Below are 21631 nucleotides of genomic sequence, written 5' to 3' on the forward strand. Positions count from 1 at the left end.
GTGTCGCACTGGACGATGCGGGCGCCGACTGGCCGCGACTGCTCGACGGCGCGAGTGTCGTTGTCGCCGTGGTGGTCGGGCTGCGGCAGCTCGCCTCGACCTCGGGCGACGCTGGGCAAATGTCCGAACCGCCGCGCCGGGTGCGTGTTTAACTGTCGAATTACCGGGCATAGCGAAGTTGTAATGTAAACCAGCGCAACGGGATTGTCATGATCATTATCATCGGGCTCGTCGTCCTCATCGGCGCGGTAGTTATCGGCGTCGCTGGAGTGGCGGCCAATACGGGCGAAGTTCGTACGTCAACCAGCGATTTCGGAGTATTCGACTATCACTTCACCGCCTCCGCGGGGGAACTTTTCCTCTACGGAATGGCGATCGGGGCGATCGGGATGCTCGGACTCAGCCTGCTGCTGGCAGGTGTCTGGCGCAGTTCCCGCCGCAATAGTGTGGTCCGCCGCGAGCTGCGGCAGTCGCGCCGCGAGATGGCGGCCAAGGATAAGGCGGCGCAACGGCCACCCGCCGGAGCACCACCCGCTGCCAAACCGTCTGTCACCAAACCATCCGGCCCGACGGCGACCACGCCGCCGAGCGGAAAGTCGGTGTGGAGCTGGAATCGGTTCATGCGCCGGCCCACCGGAACGGCGCCGGTCGAAACATCCGGCCGCACCACGGTGAAGACGACCAAGTAAGGAAAACGACCATGATCGTCCTCGGATTGATACTCCTCATTGTCGGCTATCTGCTGGGTATTTCACTGCTCACCACCGCAGGAATCATCCTGCTGCTGATCGGCGCGATTCTCGCGCTGGTCGGATCGGTGGGCCGCCCGGTCGGCGGCCGGCGGCACTATTACTGAATGAGTCACACCCCGGCGACGTCCGCCAGCTGTCCGATGCCGTAGGTCACCGCCATCGCCAGCGCACCACCGATCACCACGCGCAACACCGCGCGTGCGCGGTTACCGCCACCGAGGCGGGCGCTGATCGACCCGGTGATCGCCAACGCCGCCAGCACGGCCGCGAACGTCACCGGGATGCGGGCGGTGGTGGGCGGCAGGATGATTGCCAATAGCGGCAGCAGTGCGCCGAGGGTGAACGAGATGGCCGAGGAGATGGCCGCCTGCCACGGATTGGTCAGATCCCGCGGATCCAAACCGAGTTCGGCCTCGGCGTGGGCGCGGAACGCGTCGTAGGCGGTCAACTCCTCGGCCACTTGACGCGCTGTCTCCGGTGACAGCCCCTTCGCTTTATAGATGTCGGCCAGTTCGGCCAACTCGTACTCCGGTTCTTCCTTGAGTTCCCTGCGCTCCTTGGCGAGCAGCGCACGCTCCGAATCCCGCTGCGTGCTGACCGAAACGTATTCGCCGACCGCCATCGAGAGCGCGCCGGCGGTCAGTCCGGCGATGCCGGCGGTGAAGATGGCCGAGGCGCTGGTCGTCGCCGCGGCGACACCGACGACCAGACCCGCGGTCGAAACGATGCCGTCGTTCGCGCCGAGCACCCCCGCGCGCAACCAGTTCAGCCGGGACGCGAAGCCTTTGACATGCGGTTCGTGCGGATGCGACGCACCGCTTCCGGAACCGCCGCTCATCTCGTCCATGAGGCGCAGACTATGCCAAACTCCGCAAAGTATCAGCTAGTCGAATGGCCAGCGCCACGATCGTCAGGGTCGGATTGGCATGGCCGGTGGTCGGGAATACCGAGCTGCCCGCGACGAACAGATTCGCCATCCCGTGCACCCGGCAGTCGGGGTCGACCACGCCCGTACTCGGGTCCGCCGACATCCGGGTGGTCCCGGTCGGATGCGCCCAGTCGGTGAGCAACGGCGCCTGCGTGCTGTCCGCGCGGGCCCACTCGTACAGCGCGGGTGCCGGATATCCCAGCCGCGCGAATTCCTCGACCGCCAGCGTCGCCGCCCGGCGCACGGTGTGATCCTCCTGTGGATTGACGCGCCAGTTCACCCGCGCCAGCGGTACGCCGAGCCGATCCGTGCGCTCGGCCAGGGTGACCCGGCTGCGCGGATTCGGCAGCTGTTCGACCATGCAGCGCAACTCGATTCGATCGAGTTTGTGCGGCAGCCCCGTGTGCTGGATGAGTCTGCGCCGCGCGCCGGCCAGCAGCAATCCGGGATTGGTCATCGCGACTCGCGCGTCATGCCGGTCGCCGCGACCGCGCAGCAACTGCTTCACCGACTCCCACGGATCGTCCTCGGCGGGGACCTCCTGCAGCCACAGCGCGCAATTGAGCAGCCCCTCGGCCTCCTGGATCTTCGGTGACAATGCCACGCCGTGCAGAAAAGTGTGCTTGCCGTGCGGGTTCTTCACCACGTATTTGCCGAAGCGCTCCAACGCACTGTCGGCCACGGCTGGATTCAGCTCACCGACCGCGCCGCAGCGGTGGTCCATCAGATAGCGACCGACCATATCGTGCCGATTGCCGATGCCCTCGGGCACGATGCGCCGAGAAGCCAGCAGCAGTCGTGGATTTCCGATACCGCCGGTGGCCAGCACGAAAGTCGTCGCGCGTACCGTTCGCGGTCGCGGATCGGTTCCGGCGACCTGGAGCGAAACCACCCGCGAGCCTTCGGGATCGGTGTCGATATGGGTGACGGTGGCATCGACCAGCACCCGGACATTCGGTGCGACAAGATCTTTCACATGCGCGCCGAACCGCTTGCAATCGAACGGATCCGCCGGATCCCGGCTGATCTGCCAGAAGTACGGGCGCAATCGGGTCGGGTCGAGGGCGTGCGCGGGCCGGGTGCGACCGGCCAGCTCCCAGAACGCGTCATCGGTGAATCCGCTGCCATAGCCGATCCCGATATGGTCGGCCGCGCGCGCCAGCACCGGCTCCAGCGCCACCGCGTCGATCGGCCAGCCGGAGCCGGAAACCCAAGGGCGGCTGCGGAAATCGAGGTCGTCGAGCAGGCCACAGCGTCCGCTCCAGGTATGGGAGGCGCCGCCGAGGATCCGGTCGCCCGCGGCCCGATCCGACTGCGCCCGGCGCGCGCCCACATTCTCGATATCGGCGAGTGCGTCGACCTCCTCGGTCGCGGTCCGACCGCCGCTCTCCAAAACCAGTACGCGCAGGGGTGATCCGGCCAGCTCGGTCGCGATGGTCAGCCCGGCGGGCCCGGATCCGATAATGACAACATCGGCGGCCAGGTCGTCGTCACCGACCGCTCGCAGCTCATCGATTCGCACGGCGGTCCTCTCCCAACAACCGTATCCACCCCGCTGTCGCGTCCGTTACGACGCGCGCGGGGCTCATCAACTGTAGGAGACCGGGCAGCCGTTCGTTTCCGCTTCAGCAGCCTCGGCTGAAGAATGCCCGCACATAGCCCGCGGACTGCCGGATGTACATCCAGGTCCAGAATTTCACGCCGCTCTCGCTCGGGCTGGCCACCATGGTCAACTCGCCGTCGAAGCATTTGCTCACGATGTACCTGGCCCGGGACACATGCGGGGTGTAGGTCACCACGATGATGTGGTGCCAACCGTAAAGCCGTGCCCGTCGCCTGATCTCACGCGCCTCGCCGTCGGTCGTCCAGGGATCCGGTACGAAACAGCTGACGGTGAACTCGAATCGGGGCGCGCAGTACCGGTCCATCACCGAATCGTCTTCGCCGGTGGATCGTGATATCAGCAGCTGCGGCGCGTAGCCGCGCTCGGCGAGATCGAGGCCGAGTTCGAAACGTTCATACGCGGTGCCGCCCAACACCACGATCGCGTCGGCCGGACGCAACGGATCGGTCTGCGGATACACATACACCGGCAGACCCGCCACACCGAGGACTGCGACCAGGGCGAGCAGTGCACCGAATAGCAAACCAGCTCGTCGTAGGCCGGGCACGATTCCGACGATACCGAAATCCGCCCGGAGCAGCGCGCACTCCTCGACGCGTACATCACCGCATTCCAGAACGCCGACGCCGCCGCCATCGAGCGGCTACTGCCAATCGCCACTGCTCGAGCCGGGTGCGCTGCCGGTCGGCGAACGGACCGGCCAAACCGCTCAGCGCAGGGCCACGCCAGCGGGCCAGCGCGTCGATCAAAGCCGTGCGGGCCGCGTCCGGGGTTTCGGCGCGTTCGGCGGTCGCCACCAGGGCTTCGACCGCCTCGATATCGGTGGCGCCCGGTGCGATCCGCAGCGCGTAACCGTCGCCGACCGACACCAGCAGCCGGGAAGTCGGTCACCGCCGCGGAATTGATCGAAGGGATCTGGGGCGAGGATCCGGTGCCACGTGCGATCGCCGCGCTGCGCCCGGCGCTGATTCGGACCGGTTACCGATTACCCGCGAAAGATCGGGCGGGGATATTTGAGCACTCGCGCTCGGTGCTGTCCAGCCGCCGCCGATAGGGTAGCCGAATGTGCCGGATTCGGCACGGACAGTGCGGCTGTCGGGCCGGACCTGCGGATGGCTCGGCCTGGTCGAAAAGGACGGTGTCATGCGCGGTTTCATCACCGACCCGGCGGCGCGCGGCGGATTGCGGCTGGCGGACGACTTGCCCGAACCGGATCCGGCGGCCGACGAGGTGGTCGTAGCGGTTCGCGCATACGCCGTGAACCATGATGAAGCCAATCTGATCGCTCGCCGTCCCGACGGCTGGCGGCCCGGTCAGGATGTCGCTGGTGTAGTTGTCCGAGCGGCCGCCAGTGGTAAGGGGCCGGCCGTTGGCGATCGAGTGGTCTGCTATCTCGATTGGGAGGGTTGGGCCGAGCGCGTTGCGGTGCCGGTGCACTGTACGGCCGTGCTCGACGACCGCGTCTCCTTCGAGGCCGCCGCGGCCCTGCCCATCGCCGGCCTGACCGCATTGCGGGCATTGCGGGTCGGCGGCGCTGTGCTCGGCCGACAGGTCCTGATCACCGGCGCGACCGGTGGCGTCGGCCAGTACGCGGTGCAGTTGGCCGCTGCCGCGGGAGCCAGGGTGACCGCTTTGGTCAGCAGCCCGGAACGGGAGGCCGAGGCGCGTGCCCTGGGTGCACGGCATATCGTAACTTCCCTGGATGACGCAGGATTGGGCCCCTTCCATCTGATCCTGGATGGCATCGGCGGCCCCATCACCGCGCAGGCCATCCGCCGGATAGCCCCCGGCGGACACCTGGCCTGGTACGGAAATATCGGTGGCGCAGCCGAATTGAACCTGGCCGACTTCTACGCCCAGGGCTGGAACGCGCATATCGTCGGCTTCATCAGCCCGGTCCCCGAGGAGACCAAGGGTGAAGACCTCGGCATACTCGCCGATCTGGTCGCCGATGGTCGTCTCACGCCACTCATCGGCCTGACGCTCGACTGGGCGCAGACCGCGGACGCGTTCGAAGCCTTGGCCGCGCGCACCTTGCGCGGCAAGGCGGTACTGCGAGTGACGTAGTTCGCCGGACTCGTCAATGCGGCCTCGGGGCTCTACGCTGCGACGATATCGGTGGGGATATCGACTTTCGGCCGCGTCGGTCTTGGACAGTCGTGCCAGGACTGTGCTGTCGTGTCGCCATGACAAAGATCGGTAGGAGCGGATGGACCTCGACGCGCGTGAGATCCGTCGTGCTGACCATGGTGACGTTGCCCTTGATCGGCGCGTGCGGGTCCGAAGCGAATGATCCGGCTCCGGTAGCGCCGACCATGGCGGCCGCTTCGGCCCAGTTCACCGGTATCGAGCAGCAGCATCAGGCCCGGCTCGGTGTGTTCGCGGTCGACACCGCTTCGGGAAAGACTGTCGGTTACCGCCAAGACGAGCGGTTCGCGATGATGTCGACGTTCAAGACGCTCGCGTGCGCCGCGCTGCTGCGCGAACATCCGCTCGCCACTGGCTATTTCGAGCAGATCATCCACTTCACCCAGGCCGATGTCGCGGCCGCGGGTGGCTCGGCGGTCACCGGCACCCGGATCGAGACCGGTATGTCGGTGTCCGAGTTGTGCGATGCCGCGATCACCCGCAGCGATAACGCCGCGGGCAATGAACTGCTGAAACTGCTCGGCGGCCCGCAGAGCCTGACGCAGTTCCTGCGGTCCATCGGCGACCAGGTCTCCCGGCTGGATCGCTGGGAGCCGACGCTCAATACCGCCATTCCCGGTGACGAGCAGGACACCACCACGCCCGCGGCGATCGCGGCCGACTATCGGGCACTGACCGTCGGTGACGCACTCGGCGCGCCGGAGCGCGCACAGCTGACGGCGTGGCTGGTCGCCAACACCACCGGCGACAGTCGCATTCGCGCCGGCCTGCCCGCCGGATGGAAGACCGGCGACAAAACCGGCACCGGCGACTACGGTTCGGCCAACGATGTGGCCGTCACCTGGCCCGCCGATAGCGCCGCACCGATCGTGATCGCCGTGCTGACCACCCATACCGCGCCAGATGCCAAGGCGGACAACGCATTGGTCGCGGAGGCGACCAAAGAGGTTGTGGGACAGCTGCGATAGCTACGGCCGATGGTGCGCGCCTTCGCGGCGAACCGCAGTAGGTGTTGTGCCCCACCATCTTCGGCAGCACCGGGTGAACGTGGCCTGCTCGGACAGGCCGATCAGCGAGGCGACCTGACTCATCGGCATATCGGTGGTGGTCAGGTAGCGGCGGGCCTCATCGCGGCGCACGGTGTCCAGGATGCCGGCGAACGAGCTGCCCTCGGCGGCGAGGCGACGTTGCAACGTGCGCGGGTGGATCGTCAAAAGCCTTGCGACGGCGGCGATTTCCGGGGGAGTCGTGCCAAGTAGCTGTTGGGCGGCGGCGCGCACCTTCGGCACGATCGAGGCGTCCGCGCCGCCGGACTGTTCGGCCAGAAACGCCATGGCCAAGCGGTGCAGATTCTCATCGCCGCCGCTCAGCGGGCGGGTGACCAGATTGCCCGGCACCCGCAGCACCGCCGCGGGACGTTCGATCCGTACCGGCGCGCCGAAGCATTCCTCGTAGACGGCGATCGATGCGGCCGGGCGGTACGGCAACTCGACCGAGCGCAGCCCGTAGCGATCGTCCGCCAGCCGCTGGATGGTGCGGTGCACGAAGGCCAGCCCCAGGTCGGTGCCCTGGACGGGTGTCGGCAGGCCGGGCTGGACGCCGTAGCGCACTGCGACGACGCCGCGATCGCCATACGGGTCGGGCTGCAGCGTCAGGCTGAGGGAGCGCGCGTGCAGGAACAAGTAGCGCGACGAGCATTCGAAGACGTCGGTCAGTGTCGGTGAATTCCGGATGGCCAGCGCCAGCGACCCCAGCATGTCGAGGTCTTGACGCTGCGAAATGCGCAGCCCCAGATCCGCACAGTCGAGCCGATGGGCCGCCAACTCCAGTACTGCGGCGACCGCCTGATCCGGCACCAGCAGATCGTCGGCGTCGAGCGCCGCGATCGGCAGCCCAACGGCGGTGGCGAACTCCTCCGCGTTCCCGCCGAGCTCGGCCACCGTCGCGCGAAACCCACGCAGCCCTGCGGACCGAATCACCGACATGTCGCTCAGAATCAAATACTTGTCGTGCAAAGTCAAGAATTCAGTCCTAGGTCCTCGCAGACTGGAGCAATGAGACCAGCATCGCGCAGCGATTCGATGAGGGGTGGTGGCCGGGTGGCAGGTGGGCCGGAGACTGCCGTAGTTCCGGAGCACCTCGATGTCGTGATCGTCGGCGCTGGGCTATCCGGCATCGGCGCCGCGTATCGCCTGCAGACCGAATGCCCCGGCCAGACCTATGCCGTGCTGGAGGCGCGCGAGTCGCTGGGCGGGACCTGGGATCTGTTCCGCTACCCCGGAATTCGCTCGGATTCGGATATGTTCACCCTCGGCTACCCGTTCAAGCCGTGGCGGGATGCGAAGTCGATCGCCGACGGTCCGTCGATCCTGCGCTATGTCGAGGAGGCGGCCGCGGAGTTCGGTATCGACCGGCACATCCGGTACGGCAGCAAGGTCATCGGTGCCGACTGGTCCACCGAGTCGGCGCGCTGGACGCTCACGCTCGAACAGCGCGCCGGGGACGACCTGGTACATCGCACCCTGACCTGCAATTTCCTGTATGCCTGCGCCGGGTACTACAACTACGACCAAGGTCACGCGCCGGAGTTTCCCGGAATTGATTCGTTCACCGGGCAGGTCGTCCATCCGCAGTTCTGGCCCGAAGAACTCGACTACGCAGGCAAGCGCGTCGTCGTCATCGGCAGCGGCGCCACCGCCGTGACGCTGGTGCCCGCCATGGCCGATCAGGCCGAGTCGGTGACCATGCTGCAGCGCACGCCGACCTGGATCAGTGCCGTCCCCGGTCGTGACAAGCAAGCCGACAAGATCCGCGAGTTGCTGCCACCGAAGTTGGCGCACCGGGTGATTCGCACCAAGAAGATCCTGTTCAGCATCGGCTTCTACCAGTACTGCCGCCGCCGTCCGCAGGCGGCTCGCAAATTGCTCACCGGCTTGACGACCCGAATCCTCAAGGATGAGCAGGCCGTTGCCGAACACTTCACCCCGACCTACGACCCGTGGGACCAGCGCCTGTGCGCCGTTCCCGACGCCGACTTCTTCAAGGCGATGAAGAAGGGTAAGGCGCAGGTCGTCACCGATCACATCGAAACCTTTGTGCCCGAAGGGATCCGGCTCAAGTCCGGCCGAGTCCTGCCGGCCGATATCGTCGTCACCGCGACCGGGCTGCGGCTGCTGGCCTTCGGCGGCATCGCATTGCGGGTCGACGGTCGGGCGGTGAACCTGTCGGAGCAGTTCGTCTGGCAGGGGGCCATGCTCACCGGCGTGCCCAACTTCGCCGTCTGCATCGGCTACACCAATTCCTCCTGGACCCTGCGTGCCGACCTGACTTCCCGGCTGGTGTGCAAAGTCCTGAACCATATGGACCGCAAAGCTTATGCCGCGGTAGTGCCGAAGCCGGACGGCAAGCTCGACGAGCGTCCGCTACTGGATCTGGCCGCCGGCTATGTGCAGCGCTCGATCGCGGACTTTCCCCGGCAGGGCGACCGGCATCCGTGGAAGGTACGGCAGAACTACCTGCTCGACTCCGCCACCACGATGCGCACCAGTCTGTCGAAGACGCTGGCGTCGACACCGAAGTCTGCGGTGCGTCAGCGTGATCTGACGGTCAGTCGCTGAATTGCCGTGCCACCGGCTGGGTCTCCCAGCCGACGCGGTAGTCGAACATCCAATTCAACGGGGCAACACCAGATTTGGCCGCCTTCTTCAGGAAGTACGGGGTCAGCAGCCGAACTATGAGTCGGCCCAGGCCATTCGACGCTTTGTCGCCGCTGGTCTGCGCGCCATAGGCGACGACCCGCTCCACCCGCGCCCTGCGGCGGTCTTCGTAGGCCGCTAGGGCCGCGGCGGTGTCCGGGATATCGCGCAGGCAGATCGCCAGTGTCACAGCATCTTCCACGGCCATCGATACGCCCTGACCGGAAGAGGAGGCCACGGCGTGCGCGGCATCGCCGACGATCACCATGTTGTCGTTGTGCCACTGCCGGACCGTCGGCATGTCGTACTGGTTGAACGCTGGGACGAAGGTGTCGTCCGAGGTGGCGGCGACGATGCGGGCCGCCGGGCCGCGATCGGCCGATAGCAACGCGACGAGCTGTTCGCGCCACTGTGCCGACGTGGTGTGCGCGGTGCCTGAAAGTTCCTGTGCACTGGGCATATTGGCGAACCACCAGATCTCGCCGTCCGGTGCGACGAAGCAGCCGAAGAACGCCTTCTTGCCGAAGACCATGTTGTAGATGCCGGGACGCAGGCCGAGTTCGCGGTGCAGTCCCCGATCGGTGACGAAGCCGCCGAGCCCGTAGATGCCGAGGAAATGCGCCTTCGGTGCGGCCGGATCGATGATTTCCCTGGTGCGGGAGCGGATTCCGTCCGCGCCGATCAACACGTCGGCCTCGATCGTGGTGCCGTCGGCGAAGCTCGCGCGTACGCCGTCGGCGGTCGCGGTGGCGTCCACCAGCCGCTTGTCGTACTCGAATCGCACCCCGCGCCGGGTCGCCTCGGCATTGAGTGCCCGGTACATATCGCGCCGCTTGATGCTGTGGGTGACCGTGCCATCGGGGAGTGTGCCGCCGATCGGCATATCGGTGATGTGCTTGCCCGCGCTGGTCGAGAACGACAGCGTGGCGGTCGGATATCCGATATCGGTCACCACGTGCTGCGCGTCGAGCAGGGCCAGCGCCGACAGCCCGTTCACCGCCACCGTCAGGAATGCGCCGATCTGTTCGGCCGCGGCCTCCTGGTAGGCCTCGCACACGATCGGCTCCACTCCCGCCCGCTGCAACGCCATCGCGGTGACCGGGCCGGCGATCCCGCCGCCGATGATCAGTGCCTTCTTCATGGTGTGTCTCCCGAATCTCTCTCGACTCCGATGTATCTTGATTGTCAAGACATAGGTAGTTTGACTATCGAGAGGTTTGAATGTCAAGAGAAAATTTGAGCGAGCTGGTCGAGCAGGCCGGACGTGCGGCGCAAGCGCTACAGGCGGCCGTGGACGGGGTCGATCAGGCCGCCGCCGCGGTACTCGGCGTCAACCGCACCGACCTGCGCTGCCTGGAGATTCTCTGGCAGGGGGAGTCGACCCCCGGTGAACTCGCCGCCGAACTCGGCCTCACCAGCGGCAGCGTCACCACCATGCTGGACCGCCTGGCGAAACTCGACTACGTCGCGCGCCACCCCGAACCCGGCGACCGGCGCAAGGTCAAGATCCGCATCACCGACGCCGCGACCGCCGAGGTCATGCAGATCTACGGCCCGATCGCCCAAGAGGGCGCGACCGAGGTGGCCCGCTACAGCGACGCCGAACTCCGCACCGTCATCGACTACCTCCGCCGCGCCCGCGAACTCCAGGAACGCCACCGAACCCGAATCGCGGATCTCCCCAAACGCTGACTACTTGCGAACAATCAGCTCCAGCGCGATATTGTCCGGATCCCGGAACTCCAGGATGTAGCTGACCCCGATGTCCTTGATCTCCTCCCGCGCCACCCCGCATGCGTCGAGATGTGCTGCGGCAGCCTCCAATTCGGCCAGCGACCCCAGCGGAAACGCGAGGTGATCCAGCCCAACCCGATTCTCGTCGAAGATGTCGTTCCCCACCGGCCGCAACCCGATCATCCCGTGCTCCATCCGATAGATCACCCCACCGAACAAGAACCCCAACCGCTCCCGAGTCGCCGCATCCGCGTCCGTGGGCACCTCGAGCGCCACCGGCCACCCGAACACCTTCTCGTAGAACGCCCGCGACCTCCCGATATCGCAAACCGTAAGTCGGACATGAGCAATGGCGCCGGTAGTAATCGTCATGCCCCCATGCTGGCACCACACCCCCGTTACCCGCCGGTCCCAACGCCCGTTTAGGTGATCCGCCCACGCATGCTGTAGCGTTGCTCCTACCGACGCGGGGTGGAGCAGCTCGGTAGCTCGCTGGGCTCATAACCCAGAGGTCGCAGGTTCAAATCCTGTCCCCGCTACAAGCGGCCCAGGCCAGAGGGTTTTCGAACTCTCTGGCCTGGGCCATTTTTCGGTCCACTAGACCTTTACTCGACTTTTTGGCCTGGGAACACGGCGTCCTGGATGGTCGCGGCCAGCGTTTACTCGGCCGCCCTCTTGTGGCGTAGGTGTTCAGGGTTTCGGTCGGATTTGCGTGTCCGACCTGATCGGCGACCATGACGGCCGACAATCCGGCGTCCAGGCCGAGGTCGATCAGCAGCTTGTGCAAGGAGTGGCCGGTGATGGAGTCAACCAAACCGGGGGCCGTCCCGCGGGTGGATGGAGCGTCACATGGTTGCATCACGTCGACTCGCAATAAGCGTGGGGCGACAGTAGAGAAAGAGGCAATTAGCCGAACCAACAATGTGGTGTAGCGACGAGGGACCGAAGACTGGGCATACCTACGGTAGTCACACTCGAGTGAGGCCTGTCACATTTCCGTGTAGCGGAACATCATTTCCGCGGTCGGAGAGGATGAGGTATGGGGATGTTGACTTGGCGTCGCGGCCGGGCGGACAGTGGACGACCGGAGGATGCAAGACACTCGCCGGGACAGTTGGCCGCCTACGGAGCCCAGCACATTCTGACGATGTACGGGGGTGTGATCGCGCCACCGCTCATCGTCGGCGGCGCGGCCGGGCTATCCGCCGCCGACATCGGATTACTGGTGACGGCGGCCCTATTCGTATCGGGCCTCGCCACGCTGCTGCAAACCCTCGGAATCGGACCGTTCGGCAGCCGATTGCCCATCGTGCAGGGGGTTTCCTTCGCCGGCGTATCGACCATGGTGGCGATTGCCACCACCGGCGGGTTACGTCCGGTATTCGGCTCCATCATCGTCGCCGGGGTAATCGGCCTGGTGCTGTCATCGTTCTTCGCGCAACTGGTGCGATTGTTCCCCGCGGTGGTGACGGGCACGATCATCACCGTGATCGGCCTTTCACTGATGCCGGTCGCCTTCAACTGGGCAATGGGCAACAGCTCCGCCGCACCCGACTACGGTTCCCTGGCCAACATCGGATTCGCCGGCCTGACGCTGCTGATCATTCTGGTGATCAGTCGCCTGTTCCAGGGCGCGTTGTCGCGACTGTCGATTCTTATCGGGCTGGTGCTCGGTACCGTCATCGCGGGGTGCGCAGGCAAGGCCGATTTCTCCGACGTGGGCGACGCCCGCCTGGTCGCGCCGCCGCAACTGCTGCACTTCGGGGCGCCGACCTTCGAAGTCGGGGCCATCGTCGCGATGACAATCGTGATCCTGGTGACCCTGATCGAAACCACGGCCGACATCCTCACGATCGGTGAAATCGTCGGAACCGACGTCGATGCCAGGCGCGTGGCGGACGGGTTGCGAGCCGACATGCTGTCGACGACGGTTGCGCCGGTCTTCGGATCCTTCACCTGCAGCGCATTCGCACAAAACGTCGGCCTGGTCGCACTGACCGGAATCAAAAGCAGGTTCGTAGTGGCGACCGGCGGCCTGATTCTCCTGCTGCTCGGCCTGCTCCCGGTGGTCGGCGCGATAGTCGCCGGAATTCCGTACCCGGTACTCGGCGGCGCCGGACTCGTGCTCTTCGGATCGGTTGCGGCGAGCGGGATTCGCACCCTGTCCCGGGTGGACTACCAGGACAATCTCAACATGATCATCGTCGCGGTCGGCATCGGCTTCGGCCTCATACCCGTTGCGGCACCGGAATTCTGGGACGCCCTCCCCGAAAGAATCGCCGTGGTCCTGAACTCCGGAATCAGCGCCGCCGCAGTCGCCGCCGTCCTGCTCAACCTGGCCTTCAACGAATGGAAATTCGGCAAACGACCGGGTTCCTCCGTCCTCGCCGCAGCGGTCGACGAACGGGACCGGCTCGACAACGACGTCAAGCCATAAGCACCCGGTCCGCACACGGTGACGCGATGGGCACAGTTAACTCAACATTCAGTGTTCCCTGATCGAACCGGCGATTAGGCCGAAAAATGGGGTGCTGGTGGAAGGCGCAGAGACAGTCAAGCAGGTGTTCCGGAGCATTTCTACACGTCTCCGGACCTTCCTGAGGGATACCCGCACACCAACATGTGCTTGGCCAGGCGCGGCGCTTGTGGTTTGAGACCTTGCTGGAACAGATTGCCCTGAGTGCCAACAGAACGTGCGCCAATGATGGTGTCAGACAACGAGATCGGACTGGCAGACGGTTCCTGAAGGAACGGATTCAGGAACCGTATCCGGATCGATCGCCCGTGGCTCCGGCGCTCACGTATGCTATGCGGAATAGTAGTTCCGTTTGTAGGGAGTCCACCGATGCGCCACATTCGAGCGGCCTTGCTCGTCGCCGCCATCATGATCGTTCCAACGACCGTCGCGTGTGGCGGCACCAGCGACACCGCCGCGCCCGAGGCACCCGCGGTCGCGAAGGACTGCCCGAGCAGTCCGATGCCGGCCAACCCTGCCGGCGGCAACGGCCCGGCTGCGGCAGTCGCGACCCCCACGATCGTCGTACCGGTCGATACGAGCACCAGTACCGTCCTCAGGCCGGGCACGGCTGCGCAGATCCAATGCGGACGCACGCCGGTCACCACCCACTCCGACCTCACATATGCCACGGTGCCCTTGGTCGATGGGCAGGGCAAGCAGCTGGCGATGGACATCCAGGTCCCGCAAACGGCCGGCCCGAAGCCGCTGGTCGTGTACGTGCCCGGCGGCGGGTTCGTCATGGCCGACAAGGGCGGAAACCTCGCCCTGCGCACCTTCGTCGCCGAGGCCGGGTACGTCGTCGCGAGCATCCAGTACCGGGTCCAGCCCGATGGTGCGACCTACGCCGACAGCATCTCCGACGTCAAGGCCGCCATCCGTTATCTGCGGGCACACGCCGCCGAATACGACATCAACCCTGGCTCGGTCGGCGTCTGGGGCGACTCCGCCGGTGGCTATCTGGCCGCCATGACCGGCGTCAGCAACGGCGACAAACGCTACGACATCGGCGCCGATCTGGACCAAAGTAGCGACGTGCAGGCAGTGATCGACAAGTTCGGTGCCGCCGACCTGTCACGAGTCCAGGCCGATTTCGACCCTGATACCCAGCGGGCCATGGCCCCGCTACTCGCCTCGACTGCCAGGTATGTCAACGGGCCTACCAGCACAGCATCTCTGGCAGATGACCCGGCGGCCGTCGCGCGTGCGAACCCGATCACCTACATCAAGCCGAACGACCCGCCGTTTGTGATATTCCATGGCAGCGTGGACACCACCATCTCGCCGAGCCAGACCCTCGAACTCCACAACGCGCTGCGTGCCGCAGGCGTCGACAGCACCCGTTATGTGGTCGAAGGTGCCGCCCATGGTGATGTGGCGTTCACCGGAAGCCCGCAGAACTCCCTGCAGTGGACCACGCAGGACGTCGCCGGTCGGCTCGTGGACTTTCTCAACCAGCACCTCGAACGATAAGCCGCGGTCAATTTCCTGGGGAGCCGGACATTCGCTCGCGCCGTTGTCGCTCCAGAGCGGCAATCTGCTGATTGGTCAGTCCGGGCTCTGGTAGCGGGGTCGGCGCCGCCCGCGCAGGTTGCAGACTGTCCATCAAGAAGCCGATCATCCGTCGATACAACCGGGGATGACTCGGCCCACCGAATTCGACCGAGGTCTGCACAGTCATCGACAACAGGAGCAGATCTCCGGCGACGAGATCCGCGCGCACCAGGCCGGCATCGCGGGCTCGTTGCACGAGCCGCTCGAGATGCTCACCGGTGCGATTGTGGCTGTCCTCCACCAACTTCGCCAGACGATGCGGCGTGCGAGGACGCGACCAGCCCAGGGTCTCGCTGTAGGACCCGCTCAGCAGCTCCCGAAGGCCACGATCGGGAGCCAGCGTCATGACCGACTTTTCCAGGAACCCAGCGATGCCGGCCCAAGGGTCGGGATCGAGGCTGGCGTCGAGTGCCTGCTGTTCGGCGCGCGCGAACTGCGGCTCGTACACCACATAGATCAAGTCGTCCTTTGTCGCGAAGGTCCGGTAGACCGTCCCCACGCCCACCTCGGCCGCCTTGGCGACGTCGGCCAGCGCGGCGTTGCAGCCATGTTCGGCGAAAACGTCCGCGGCGGCAGTGAGAATTCGCGCGAGATTGGCTTGTGCGTCGCGCCGCAGCGGCCCCGTGCGGGCGGTGCTCCCGGGACCAGCAGCGCGCGACGGGCTCATCCGCCCGATGCTACCGGTTGCTCGGTAAACCGATGATGCTAGATCCGTCGCCACCAGCTACTTCCGATGCAAGGTTTCCGGTGAAAGGGGAACGGCCCGGAACGTGGTGTTCCGGGCCGTTTTTCGCTGCTGTTCGGAATCTTGGCTGGGCTCAGGATTTCGAGCCCGGTCAGTGGTGCGTTCGGGTCTGCGCCACCCAGTAGGTGGGCGGCGGGTGATCAGTCCCCGGCTGCCTCGATCAGGTGTTGGTGCAGCCAGGTCAGGGGGGTGGTGCCGCCGGGGCCGATCGTGTATTGCGGGTAGCTCTGGTGGATTCCGGACTTCAGGAAGTCGTCGATTTGTTGTTTGCGTTGTTCGTAGGCGGAGTTGTTGAGTTGGTCATGTAGCAGGCCGAGACCGCCTGCGGCGAGGGCATCGGCGATGAGGTTGCCCGCCTGCTGCTGGTAGGAACCGAACTGGGCGGGGTCGGGGTTGGAGATCTGGGCGAAGAATCCGGCGATGCGAGCGGCGAAGTCGCCGTCGGGGGTCGCGCAGTACAGATCTCCTGCGGCGCAGAAGGTGTAGGTCTTCGAGGCGAGCCAGCCGAAGCCGCCGATGCGCGGACCACCGGCGCCGGAGCCCACGACGGGCGGGCCGATCAGGTTGTCGGCGGGGGAGCGGCGGGGGTCGGAGATCAGCCCGACCAATGCCACGCGGTTCGGTGATACCACACCGAGCCCGGTACCGATCTCGGCTGCGAGATCACCGGCGGCGTCCGCGCCCTGGCTATAGCCCACCAGCGCGAATCGTGTTGCGCCACAGCGCTGGGCCATCGCACTCACCAGGCCGCGGGCGTTGTCGAGGGCTTCGCGTTTGGAGCGCCCGTACACCTCGCCTTCCCAGGGGAACGCGGTCGCGGTGTAAGCGACGTAATCGGTCCAGACGTCTCCCGGCAAGCCGTCGGCGACCGAGGCGAGCATCCCTTGGCCCGGGTCGGACTTCGACGTTTCCCAGGTGCCGGGAACCGCCACGACATACATGTCGGGGCACTGCTGCGGGGCAGCGTGCGCGGTCGATGTCACGCCGATCGGAAGGACGGCGGTCACCAATACCGCCGCGCATGCGGCGGTGTTCTTCCATCGAGAAAGCATCCTGTACTCCTGGGTGTCACGGCCGAGCGCGGGGTACCAGTCGGCGAAGGCTACTTCGCGAGTGTAAATGGCGGGTCGGCGTAGCGCTGGCGTTGCCAGTGGTCGGCGTGTACAACAGGAGTCCGATCGGGCCATTCGCCGGCGGGGACTTCGGGTGCGGCTCGACCAGATCTGGCCGCCATGCAGGGGGTCGTGTGGATTCACTCCACGGCACACTTTTCGAGCGAAGTTGTCGGCCTGCCGCGCCACTGTTCTCTGCACTGAGAATATGCCGGCACCGCCGTGCTGGCGTTGGAACTCCGGAACCGGACCCGCTCTATGGGCGTGAAGCGTCCCGACTCGCGGAGATGTCCAGCAGCCGAACCGCATCGGGCAGGGGTGCGGCGGCCGCGGACACCGATCCCTGCCGCGCTGAATAGCTGAATTCGCCGCAGCAGAACCGTCAGCTACGGCCATCCGGAGCCGACGCTCGGCGTTCGGTCGACCGCGCCCGAATCGCGGCCGCGACTTCCTCCACCGCCTGCCGTACGATCGCGGCGTAGGCGTCCTCGCCGAGGGTGTCCGAACAGGCACGGGCCGAATCGATCTCACGCTGAGCGGCCTCGAAAGAACTCAGCCGCCGATAGTTGTCGGCGAGGTTCAGGTGTAGCGACGGGTAGAACCCGCGAACGTCGATCCCCGGCGAGTACCGCTGTGCGCGGTCGTTCGAGAGTGAGTCCGCGGCATCCAGCGCTCGGATATCCCAGGCGAGCGCCTGCGCCGCATCGTCATACAGATCGGCCAAATAATGTGCCAATGTGCACCGATGCAGCGGATCACCTTGCGGCCCAATAGATTTCCAGATCGCCAACAGCGCATCCCGTGCCGCGGCCGCAGACCCTGCGCGTCCGAGCTCGACCGCGCGAGTGATAGCGGCCATCGTCTCGTCCGAGGTAGAGCCGGTCATGAACTGTGCTCCTTCGTATCAACCATGGCTGTCGGCATGACGAGCGTGGTGAGATCCCCATCGGTCGCCGACCGAACGACAACGGGCTGATCCGGCCCGGCGATATCGAGCATGATCTCCGGCCCCACCGACCCGACGAGCGCGGGTCGCAATGTGGCGGACGAAAAGGCAAGTGCGACAGCCGATCCGGTCACTCGCGCCGGGAGCCGCGCACCCGGACCGGCCGCGACCCCGGTCTGATCGATCGAGCAGGCGAGCACCGCGTCGCCCTCGAAGGCATCGAGCAGCAAGTCTCGCGCCATCACAACCCGCGTCCGAACCGGTGCCAGGCCCGTCAACACAGTCCGATAGTTCGGAAATACCTCGTCTATCGTGCGGCACCGCCGCTCCACGCCTCCGCCCGCAAGCATCAGCGCGCCAGCGCCGGGCTCGACCTCCACCTCATGAACCTCACGCAGCCACGAACTCACTTCCCCGAGCCCGCCCGCGTCGACAACCACCGACCACTCGGGACCTGCCCGCACCGGCACCACACTCCGTGTCGACAACCGATACCGATCTGTCGCGGTCAACGTCACCGCCCCCGCGGCCGCCTCCACTAAAACCCCACCGAGCACCGGTATTTCACCCCCGACAGCCGCCGCGACCCGCACCTGCTCGACCGCCTCCGCAAATACCGCCCCCGAAAGCACAACGCGCCCTCCGAGCACCTGCCGCACCGCCCGCGCGACCACCGCCGCCTCCCGAGCCCGCGCCTCCAACTCCACCACATGCGCATCGAGCAACCGCCTCGCCCGATCGGTATCACCCGACAAGATCTCCGAAATCACCTCGAGCGACACCCCGATCCCCCGCAGCCGCCGGATCAACACCGCCCGATCACCCTGCGCCGGGCGGTAATACCGATACCCGGTCACTTCATCGACGCGAGCCGGAACCAACAGCCCGCAATCGTCATAGAACCGCAGCGCACTGGGGGTGAGCCCACACGCCCGCGCCAACACCCCGATCGTCATCAACTCACCATCGAAACCTGTCACCAGGCCATCATGGAGCCTCAGGTAACTCGAAGGTCAACACCGCGATCGCGCGGACCTCGCTCAGGACCGATGGACAGGTCCGTGGGATTCGGCGCAGTGCAGGTCGGCGCTGTGAGCGTCGGCGTCGGCGCTGTGGTCGACCTGCAATGTGGTGTGTTCCAAGGCGAATTCGTCGTGCAGGGTGGTTTCGATGTTGGAGCGGACCGCGTGGCAGTCGGCGTTGTCGTCGACGAGGACGTGGGCCGATAGCGACGGCTGGCCGGAGGTGATCTGCCAGACGTGCAGGTCGTGGACCTCGGCCACCTGGGGGATCATGACGATGCGGGCGCCGATGGTGTCGGGGTTCAGATGCGCGGGCGCGGCTTCGAGGAAGATGCGGCCGGATTCGCGGACCAGATTCCAACCGGCCTTGGCCATCAGGGCGGCGACGACCAGTGCGGCGATGGCGTCGGCGCGGGCGAAACCGGCGAGCCAGACGACCGCGCCCGCGATGGCGGTGCCGATGAAGGCGTAGAGGTCGTTGAGGATGTGCTGGAAGGCGCCTTCGACGTTCAGGCTGGTGCGGTTCGCGCGGCTGATGCTCCAGGCGGCGGCGATATTGACGACGATGCCGAGCAGTGCGGTGACCAGCACGAGCGGGCCGGAGACGTCCGGGGGATGGATGAGGCGCTTGATGCCTTCGTAGGTGAACCAGGCCGAAAGCAGCAGCAGTGTAATGCCGTTGGCTTGCGCGGACAGGATTTCCGCGCGCTTGAAGCCGTAGGTGTATTGGCCTTGCGCTGGGCGTTTGGCGAGGCGGATCGCGATCAGGGCCAGGACGATGGATGCGGCGTCGGTGAGCATATGCGCGGCATCGGAGATCAGGGCCAGCGAGTGGGCGAGGATGCCGACGGTGACCTCGGCCGCCATGAACACCACGATCAGGCCGAGCGCGATGGTCAGCCAGCGGGGGTCGGAGTCCGCGGACACGCCGTGGTCGTGATTGTGCGCATGTCCGCCGCCGGTGCCGTGATCATGGGAGTGGTCGTGGTCGGCTGCGGCCGGCGGAACGGTCGGCTGCGCCGATTTGCTCGACGGCACGCACTGATCTCCCATGGTCGAACGTCCTCTCCGCTTGAACTAGCTGCCGCTGCATAGAGTAGCTCATTGTGCAGACATGCGCATGTCTGCATGTCGGCTCATCGAAGATCGGCCACGAGAGCGGGATGATCACACACGCCCGAGACCGATCACCCCGGCTACTATGCGGACTGCACCTTTCGGGTGATCGACAACAGCACATCCGGCGGGGCGGGCTGGCGACCCGAGTCCGAGCGCGACCAGTACGAGATGCTGGGTCGGTCGCTCGGCTTGGCGGGGCGTGGGCCGGAAGGTCTGATCGCGGCGGCGGCAGGGGGTTCGAGTGGGGTTGCGTGAGCTGGCGGTGCGCTGGGCGGATGCGCTCGATGGCGTCGTGGCACCGACCCGTACTCGGAACCAGATCGAAGGCCTGCTCGCCGAACTCGCCGATGTGCTTCTCGCCGCGGTGCGCGGGACGATCGATGGGAAGGTCGCCAAGGACGCCGCCGCGGTGCTCGTCGCGGCGAATTACCGTGACCCGATTGCCCTCAGCCGATCCGTGCAGGTTATCTGCTGGGATATGGTGCGTGAAATCTGTCCCACTGGAACCGAATCCGAGTACGGGGCGGTCCGCGAGCGTGCCATAGTGGTCGCCGCCGACTTCGCCGCGGGTTTCACCTCAGCGCTGCGGAGCGCGGTGCTAGCGGAGCAGGAAACCACACTCGCAGCGGCACTTTCGGCCGCGCAGGAGGCTGAGGTGCGAAGGCAGTTGTCGGAGGCCAGGTTCGAGGCGGTCTTCGCGGGAGCATCGGTGGGTATCGGCACCATCGACGCCACCGGTCGGGTGCTCGACGTGAATGCGGCGCTTGCCGAAATGCTGGGTCAGCCGGCATCTGTCATGCCCGGACGCTCGGTCGCCGAGATCTTGGGACCCGCGAATATCGGTGACGCCTATGCCGAATTCGAACGGCTGCTCAACGGCGGCGCCGACCGCTTCCGGCTGGAGACCGACCACCTGCGGCCCGATGGCACCATCGCCAGCATCGACCTATCGATGTCGGCGGTGCGCGACAGCGGCGGTCGGGTCCACTTCCTGATAGGCATCGCCGTCGACGTGACCGAACGCAAGAAACTCGCCGATCGGCTGTGGCACGACGCCAACCACGACAGCCTGACCGGGTTGCCGAATCGGGTGCTGTTCTTCGATCGGCTCGCCAATGCGACTCCGCCAGTGGGGCTTTGCTACCTGGACCTCGACGGGTTCAAGGAAGTCAACGACGTATGGGGACACACCGTAGGTGATCGGGTGTTGCGCGATGTCGCGCAGCGGCTGCGGGAATCCGTCGAGCCGGCCGGTGGGCTGGTCGCGCGGATCGGTGGTGACGAGTTCATCGTGCTGGTCGAAAGGTGTACCGGCGCAGACCAATTGGCATTGATCTCCGGTCTGCTCCTCGATGCTCTTGCCGCGCCGATCCAGCTTGCCGGGCGGGCGGTGGTAGTGGGCGCGAGCATCGGAACGGTTTTCGTTTTGGGCCGGCCGACCGCGATCGATGAACTGATGCACGCCGCCGACACCGCGATGTACCGCAACAAGTCGGCGGGTGCCAGATCCGCGCGCGGCCCTCGCGGTCGCGACTGAACGCGGCGAGCGCCGTCAATCGCAGTGGGTTCCGCAGGCGGTCAAAGTGCTGGTGCCCGCGGTCGCGACTACTGAGCCGTGCTCGCTGACCAGCCATTGGCCGCAGACGCAGCGCAGGTAGCGAACGGAGCCGTGCGCGGACACCACGGTGGGGGACGGCCAGGAGCAGGAGGGGCAGATAGCGATCATGCGACCAGCCT

The 21631-nt window shown here is 66.1% G+C and carries 22 protein-coding genes and 1 tRNA gene; 10 read left to right on the forward strand and 13 right to left on the reverse strand.

The window, feature by feature from the left end; genetic code table 11:
* The first annotated feature begins 209 nt into the window (after window positions 1–209).
* Both OG874_RS42180 and OG874_RS42185 read left to right on the forward strand, forming a co-directional pair.
* Window positions 210–689, forward strand: coding sequence for a hypothetical protein (locus tag OG874_RS42180; protein WP_330252601.1), 480 nt, complete (start codon window positions 210–212; stop codon window positions 687–689).
* Between the two features lie 11 nt (window positions 690–700).
* Entirely contained in the window at window positions 701–856 is a 156-nt protein-coding gene (locus OG874_RS42185; protein ID WP_330252602.1) for a DUF6131 family protein, read from the forward strand.
* A 5-nt stretch (window positions 857–861) separates the two neighbouring features.
* Here OG874_RS42185 and OG874_RS42190 read toward each other — a convergent pair whose 3' ends face one another.
* The 4 genes from OG874_RS42190 to OG874_RS42205 all read right to left on the reverse strand — a co-directional run bounded on the left by OG874_RS42190 (window position 862) and on the right by OG874_RS42205 (window position 4173).
* Complete coding sequence (locus OG874_RS42190) at window positions 862–1590, reverse strand: VIT1/CCC1 transporter family protein (protein WP_330257649.1); 729 nt, start codon at window positions 1588–1590, stop codon at window positions 862–864.
* 19 nt (window positions 1591–1609) lie between these two features.
* Window positions 1610–3202 (reverse strand): GMC family oxidoreductase, encoded by a 1593-nt coding sequence (locus OG874_RS42195; protein ID WP_330252603.1) that lies wholly within the window; start codon window positions 3200–3202, stop codon window positions 1610–1612.
* A 103-nt stretch (window positions 3203–3305) separates the two neighbouring features.
* On the reverse strand, window positions 3306–3851 hold the full coding sequence (locus tag OG874_RS42200) for a YdcF family protein (protein WP_442943225.1): 546 nt from the start codon (window positions 3849–3851) through the stop codon (window positions 3306–3308).
* Window positions 3852–3906: 55 nt separating this feature from the next.
* Complete coding sequence (locus OG874_RS42205; protein ID WP_330252604.1) at window positions 3907–4173, reverse strand: AfsR/SARP family transcriptional regulator; 267 nt, start codon at window positions 4171–4173, stop codon at window positions 3907–3909.
* Window positions 4174–4369: 196 nt separating this feature from the next.
* Between OG874_RS42205 and OG874_RS42210 the strand changes: the two genes are divergently transcribed.
* Together OG874_RS42210 and bla are read left to right on the forward strand one after the other, a co-directional pair.
* A complete protein-coding gene (locus OG874_RS42210) occupies window positions 4370–5371 on the forward strand; it encodes a zinc-binding dehydrogenase (protein WP_330252605.1) in 1002 nt (333 codons plus the stop codon).
* A 119-nt stretch (window positions 5372–5490) separates the two neighbouring features.
* Complete coding sequence (bla, locus tag OG874_RS42215) at window positions 5491–6420, forward strand: class A beta-lactamase (protein ID WP_442943226.1); 930 nt, start codon at window positions 5491–5493, stop codon at window positions 6418–6420.
* On the opposite strand, the gene OG874_RS42220 is transcribed toward bla, so the two are convergent.
* Window positions 6421–7437 (reverse strand): AraC family transcriptional regulator, encoded by a 1017-nt coding sequence (locus OG874_RS42220; RefSeq protein WP_330252607.1) that lies wholly within the window; start codon window positions 7435–7437, stop codon window positions 6421–6423.
* 96 nt (window positions 7438–7533) lie between these two features.
* Between OG874_RS42220 and OG874_RS42225 the strand changes: the two genes are divergently transcribed.
* Window positions 7534–9069, forward strand: coding sequence for a flavin-containing monooxygenase (locus OG874_RS42225; protein WP_330257651.1), 1536 nt, complete (start codon window positions 7534–7536; stop codon window positions 9067–9069).
* Here the strand turns inward: OG874_RS42225 and OG874_RS42230 are convergent.
* Window positions 9059–10288 (reverse strand): FAD-dependent oxidoreductase, encoded by a 1230-nt coding sequence (locus OG874_RS42230; RefSeq protein ID WP_330252608.1) that lies wholly within the window; start codon window positions 10286–10288, stop codon window positions 9059–9061. The genes OG874_RS42225 and OG874_RS42230 overlap by 11 nt on opposite strands.
* A 95-nt stretch (window positions 10289–10383) precedes the next feature.
* On the opposite strand from OG874_RS42230, the gene OG874_RS42235 reads away from it, so the two are divergent.
* On the forward strand, window positions 10384–10839 hold the full coding sequence (locus tag OG874_RS42235; RefSeq protein ID WP_330252609.1) for a MarR family winged helix-turn-helix transcriptional regulator: 456 nt from the start codon (window positions 10384–10386) through the stop codon (window positions 10837–10839).
* On the opposite strand, the gene OG874_RS42240 is transcribed toward OG874_RS42235, so the two are convergent.
* Window positions 10840–11253: a VOC family protein gene (locus tag OG874_RS42240; protein WP_330252610.1), complete on the reverse strand. Its 414-nt coding sequence runs from the start codon at window positions 11251–11253 to the stop codon at window positions 10840–10842.
* Between the two features lie 93 nt (window positions 11254–11346).
* Here OG874_RS42240 and OG874_RS42245 point away from each other — a divergent pair.
* The 3 genes from OG874_RS42245 (at window position 11347) to OG874_RS42255 (ending at window position 14869) form a co-directional block, all read left to right on the forward strand.
* Window positions 11347–11420: transfer RNA gene (locus tag OG874_RS42245), tRNA-Met, on the forward strand.
* Window positions 11421–11920: 500 nt separating this feature from the next.
* Window positions 11921–13318, forward strand: coding sequence for a nucleobase:cation symporter-2 family protein (locus tag OG874_RS42250; protein ID WP_330252611.1), 1398 nt, complete (start codon window positions 11921–11923; stop codon window positions 13316–13318).
* Window positions 13319–13726: 408 nt separating this feature from the next.
* Window positions 13727–14869 (forward strand): alpha/beta hydrolase, encoded by a 1143-nt coding sequence (locus OG874_RS42255; protein WP_330252612.1) that lies wholly within the window; start codon window positions 13727–13729, stop codon window positions 14867–14869.
* A gap of 7 nt (window positions 14870–14876) precedes the next feature.
* On the opposite strand, the gene OG874_RS42260 is transcribed toward OG874_RS42255, so the two are convergent.
* The 5 genes from OG874_RS42260 to OG874_RS42280 form a co-directional block, all read right to left on the reverse strand.
* Window positions 14877–15617, reverse strand: a complete 741-nt coding sequence (locus tag OG874_RS42260) for a TetR/AcrR family transcriptional regulator (RefSeq protein ID WP_330252613.1) — start codon at window positions 15615–15617, stop codon at window positions 14877–14879.
* 218 nt (window positions 15618–15835) lie between these two features.
* Window positions 15836–16747, reverse strand: coding sequence for a cutinase family protein (locus OG874_RS42265; protein ID WP_330252614.1), 912 nt, complete (start codon window positions 16745–16747; stop codon window positions 15836–15838).
* A gap of 442 nt (window positions 16748–17189) precedes the next feature.
* Window positions 17190–17693 carry a hypothetical protein gene (locus OG874_RS42270; protein WP_330252615.1) on the reverse strand — a complete coding sequence of 168 codons (504 nt, stop codon included), beginning with the start codon at window positions 17691–17693 and terminating at the stop codon, window positions 17190–17192.
* Window positions 17690–18733, reverse strand: a complete 1044-nt coding sequence (locus OG874_RS42275) for a DNA polymerase III subunit beta family protein (RefSeq protein ID WP_330252616.1) — start codon at window positions 18731–18733, stop codon at window positions 17690–17692. The genes OG874_RS42270 and OG874_RS42275 overlap by 4 nt, the downstream gene beginning before the upstream one ends.
* Before the next feature lie 60 nt (window positions 18734–18793).
* Window positions 18794–19702 carry a cation diffusion facilitator family transporter gene (locus OG874_RS42280; RefSeq protein ID WP_442943479.1) on the reverse strand — a complete coding sequence of 303 codons (909 nt, stop codon included), beginning with the start codon at window positions 19700–19702 and terminating at the stop codon, window positions 18794–18796.
* 433 nt (window positions 19703–20135) lie between these two features.
* On the opposite strand from OG874_RS42280, the gene OG874_RS42285 reads away from it, so the two are divergent.
* Window positions 20136–21431 (forward strand): sensor domain-containing diguanylate cyclase, encoded by a 1296-nt coding sequence (locus tag OG874_RS42285; RefSeq protein ID WP_330252618.1) that lies wholly within the window; start codon window positions 20136–20138, stop codon window positions 21429–21431.
* Window positions 21432–21446: 15 nt separating this feature from the next.
* Here the strand turns inward: OG874_RS42285 and OG874_RS42290 are convergent, their stop codons facing one another.
* Window positions 21447–21620: a hypothetical protein gene (locus OG874_RS42290; protein WP_330252619.1), complete on the reverse strand. Its 174-nt coding sequence runs from the start codon at window positions 21618–21620 to the stop codon at window positions 21447–21449.
* Window positions 21621–21631: the final 11 nt, after the last annotated feature.

The organism is Nocardia sp. NBC_00565, assembly GCF_036345915.1.
Taxonomy (GTDB): Bacteria; Actinomycetota; Actinomycetes; order Mycobacteriales; family Mycobacteriaceae; genus Nocardia.